This is a genomic window from Nostoc sp. 'Peltigera membranacea cyanobiont' 213 (assembly GCF_002245975.1).
In the GTDB taxonomy this organism is placed as follows: Bacteria; Cyanobacteriota; Cyanobacteriia; order Cyanobacteriales; family Nostocaceae; genus Nostoc.
In genome coordinates this window covers 1-3920 of record NZ_NOLI01000280.1, presented here as the reverse complement: position 1 = coordinate 3920, position 3920 = coordinate 1, and the positions used below count along the sequence as shown (strand labels likewise).

At 41.4% G+C, this 3920-nt stretch carries 6 protein-coding genes; all 6 read left to right on the top strand.

Annotation, left to right across the window (positions count from 1 at the left end; translation table 11 throughout):
• Positions 1-227: 227 nt before the first annotated feature.
• A complete protein-coding gene (locus CDG77_RS33895; RefSeq protein ID WP_094333529.1) occupies positions 228-1052 on the top strand; it encodes a ParA family protein in 825 nt (274 codons plus the stop codon).
• Positions 1030-2043, top strand: coding sequence for a ParB/RepB/Spo0J family partition protein (locus tag CDG77_RS33890; protein ID WP_190234148.1), 1014 nt, complete (start codon positions 1030-1032; stop codon positions 2041-2043). Before CDG77_RS33895 ends, CDG77_RS33890 begins: the two co-directional genes overlap by 23 nt.
• 45 nt (positions 2044-2088) lie before the next feature.
• A complete protein-coding gene (locus tag CDG77_RS38310; RefSeq protein WP_223270133.1) occupies positions 2089-2688 on the top strand; it encodes a hypothetical protein in 600 nt (199 codons plus the stop codon).
• 81 nt (positions 2689-2769) lie between these two features.
• Positions 2770-2916, top strand: coding sequence for a hypothetical protein (locus CDG77_RS39275; RefSeq protein ID WP_442946461.1), 147 nt, complete (start codon positions 2770-2772; stop codon positions 2914-2916).
• A 61-nt stretch (positions 2917-2977) separates the two neighbouring features.
• Positions 2978-3151 (top strand): hypothetical protein, encoded by a 174-nt coding sequence (locus CDG77_RS39270; protein ID WP_442946460.1) that lies wholly within the window; start codon positions 2978-2980, stop codon positions 3149-3151.
• A 416-nt stretch (positions 3152-3567) separates the two neighbouring features.
• Positions 3568-3920 (top strand): ParM/StbA family protein (locus CDG77_RS33875; protein ID WP_442946459.1); only part of this gene is annotated, 353 nt, incomplete at its 3' end.

Here is a 3920-nt window from a genome sequence, read left to right as displayed (position 1 = left end):
AATTCTTTGAAAAGCCTGTCATGGTCAATCATTCTAGCAACTCCTCCAACACGGGGCAGATATAGCGTAGCTGACACTAGGGGCGTGCGACGTGAAATTTATTGGGGACGGAAAACGTTTTCCGTATAGTTCCAAGTTGCTTTTTGAGCCTGAATAACGAGCGTTGAACTTGATTTCGTTTGAAAGATAGAGTATAACAAAACGCAAGCATACGAAATTGCAAATAGATGAAACAAGTTGTTCTCTGGATTGGGGCCAATGCCGGAGGAGTTTCCAAAACTACACTAGCTGTTCATATTGGCTATGAAATGGCAAAGCGCGGCTTTGACGTTGTGCTACTCGACCTAGATACTAACGTTTCCATGAGTCAGTTTTGTGGATTAGACAAAGACCCACCATTAGAGCAAACAATCGCCGCAGTATTCAGCGAGGATTTTGATGGTAACTGGCCTTTACTGATGCCAGAATGGGGAAAGCCGAAGGGTAAGTTACAAATATGCTTGGGTGGGCCAGTAATGATTCAAGTTGGGTCAGATTTGGCAGTTCGTAATCGCCGGGAATATGTTTTGGCAGACAGGTTTGAAGATTTTCCTTTGCCACACCAACTGGTGATTCTGGACTGTCCTGCTACATTGGGTAATCTCAATGATGTCGCACTGGCAGTAGCTACGCATATGTTAATTCTTGTTGAACTTAGTCCCAAATCATTAACAGGGGCAAATGTTTTGCTGTCTTGGTACCGAGGGGCTTGTAAAAAGTTGCGCTTAAATCCCCAGCCCCAGATACTAGGATTTGTACCTACTAAGTATGACAGTGGCGAAGCAGCGCAAAGGGATTTGCTTGGTCAGTTACCAGAAATGCTTTCGCCTTTGAAGATAAAATGTTATCCGCACGTCCGCTACTCTTGCGAATTCAGTAATGCTTCTGGAAAAGGCATCCCTTTGCATTTGCATCGCTCAACACATAAAGCTATCAAGGATCTTCATCCTATCTGCCAAGAATTATCAGCTATATTGCAGGAGGATAAGGGTGACAACCAAAGGACAAAATAAGAGTTATGACTATTTCTCTGCTAATGCACAAGTAGCAGAATTTGAAGAACAATTACTTCAATCGCAACAGCGTATTGCTGAACTAGAATCACTAAATGCTCAATTACAAGCACTAGCAAGAAGTGAGAGGATTGACGATAATACTGCTAAATTCGCTGTACCAATTGATAAAATTGTTTGCAATCCTGAACAAGTACGCCGTTATTTCGATATAGATAAACTTGCTACGTTAACTGCTTCTATCAAAGAAGTGGGAGTGCAATCACCATTATGGTTGCGTCCTGAGCGGGACGGGAAGTATTTATTGATTGCGGGTGAGCGTCGCTATCGTGCAGCACGAAATGCAGGCTTAATGGAAGTTCCTGCTCTGATATTAAACGTTGATGACGCTTCGGCTCTAAAGCTATCCTTATTGGAAAATTTACAACGAGAAGATTTAAATCCAATAGAGGAAACAGAAGGAATACTAAATTTACTTTCCTGGCAAATGGATTGTACTGTCAAAGAAGTAATTGCTTTATTGAACAGGAAAGCACATTTAGATAAAAAGAAAGTTGAGTGGTCAGATGAAAACACGGAAAATGTTTTCCGTAAGCAGTGGGAAATTGTAGAGAGTGTCTTTATGACGGTAGGTAAGCTATCACCAGAAAGCTTTCGCGTCAGTCGGCTACCTCTACTGAATATGCCAATTGACGTAATAGAAGTACTACGTTCTGGGCAAATAGAATACACTAAAGCTAGAGCGATCGCCACACTGAAAGACAAAGCTAAGAGAGCTAGTTTGTTGAAAAAAGCGATTGCTGAGAAATTATCTTTAGCAGATATTCGTGATTGGATCAAAGAGACGAAGGATCAGGAGCCTCCTTCTTTGAAGAGAGAATTTCAAGACATATCTCAGAAAATATTAAAGTCTTCACAGTGGTCAGATCCCAAAAAAGCTAAGAAGATTGCAAGTCTTTTAGAACAACTAGAATCATTGTTAGCGGATTAACAGAAAATTGGAAACTACTAGTTCGGCAAGTCCACTGAAATCAAGATGTCCATGAAATCTACTCAACGTCCGTCAAAAAGACCATTACCACAAGCCGAATCCAACGATCAAAGCCCAAAGCTTGACCTTGTTGCTTATAAACCAGTAGAGAAACAGCAGCCAACCTCTCAGCCTGACATTACTCCCAGTGTTGAGCTGCCGTCAGTTGAGCAGCCAGCCCAAGCAGAGGTGATACCTCTTGTAAGGTCAAAGACAAACGCTGCTGAAAAACCGCAACATTTAGAGAAAAGTAAAGCCAAAGGTACCTCTGCTGACAAGAGAAAATCTAAATTACCGCAACAGCCCAAGCAACAGGGTCAATTGACAAAGAGCGATGAAGAAGAAGAGTTAGCGCCAGAACGCTGTCAACATATCCAGTTTTTGGACTGCGATAAACAAGTGGGGCGCGTGGTATTCGAGTGTTGGCACTGTCAGCAGGGAATAATTAGCGAGTTTACTGGGGAACCAGTAATGGGAGAATACAAAGGTCATCCTTCACTAATTCAGTTGAAAATCCAATGTCCTAATTGTGAGCAGACGGCGATCAGATTAACAACAGGTCAGGTGCTTTCAACAACAGCGATTCCTTCACCTTGGCAGCAATGATGGCACACTCCCTCTTCAAGAGTGATTGGTGAAAGATATTTATAACTGATAATGCAAAAGCTGAGATTTTTACCCTCAATAATGACTGCACTAACGGCACTGACACTAACTAGTTGCAGCACTACTATTGCTGAACAGTATGAAGCTACAGCACTCACCAGTTACTCCTGGCAAGTCAAGTATGCCAATGATCTAACTAGTCAACCACAGCCACGCATTGAAACATGAACGAATACTTCAGTGGTGAATCGGAATGTATTGAAACCACCAGGAGCAGTTGTTGGCCAAGATGACCCAACAATTGGAAATGACCTATGGAGTGGGTAATGCACAGAATACGCTACCTACTAACTATGAAGTTTATCGGCAGGTCGTGAAAGCTTACGCCCAAAAAACTCCTTTGCAATTGACTTTGGGTATTAATGATGATTCAGTTGAGAAAGCTGAACCTGTAAGCAAGTAATAACGCACTCGTTACATAGTCAGCAAGAAGTTAAAGATCAAAACTGAATTGCTTTTCAACAAAAAATTGATATTAAAGTATAAATCAAAGAGTCAACAACGATCTAAATTAATTTCTGCTGCATTGATAAAAAGATTTCAAAAAATCCTGATGGGGGCTATATGGGGGCTATATATACCCCAACATAGTTCAAGACTTTGGTGATACTTTGACCCCTATATAGGGGATATATAGGTGCTATATGAGGTACATTTGACTGACTGATATTTTGTACCCCACTTAGCCCCCAAGGGATTATGATAAACTCTTGAGTCTGGATCAAGAAGGGGTAGTTATTTTATTTTTCTCTCCCCCACTCCCCAAAATTATCTGAACAGATAGCTTTCACTTTCTCAAAGTGTATTACCTTTGTATTTATGTCAAACATTCACACGTTACAAAAAATTTTTCCTGCGGGTTTCGATAACGGTTACGGAAGTCTCAAACTTTTAGTCGATGGCTTTGAAGTAGTTCGTGTCCCCAGCTATATAACCAATGCCGAGATGGAAGATGTTCGAGGGCGTGTAGTTTTTAACGGCACTGCTTACACTGTTGGAGAGTCTGCTTACCGTACAGGAAATTATTTTGACCGGAATACCGATAACAATGAAAATAAAGTCAATAATGCGTTGTTGACTTTGTTCGGTGCCTTGGCACATCTGCCACACCGTAAGGCTTGGCACTTAAAATTAGTCGTCAGTTTACATGATGTTGGTCTGGCATCAGAACT

Excerpts from the sequence above, each read along its gene's own strand:
- CDG77_RS33895 (WP_094333529.1), top strand. The coding sequence starts at position 228 with ATGAAACAAGTTGTTCTCTGGATTGGGGCCAATGCCGGAGGAGTTTCC.
- CDG77_RS38310 (WP_223270133.1), top strand. The coding sequence starts at position 2,089 with ATGTCCATGAAATCTACTCAACGTCCGTCAAAAAGACCATTACCACAA.
- CDG77_RS39275 (WP_442946461.1), top strand. The coding sequence starts at position 2,770 with ATGACTGCACTAACGGCACTGACACTAACTAGTTGCAGCACTACTATT.
- CDG77_RS39270 (WP_442946460.1), top strand. The coding sequence starts at position 2,978 with ATGACCCAACAATTGGAAATGACCTATGGAGTGGGTAATGCACAGAAT.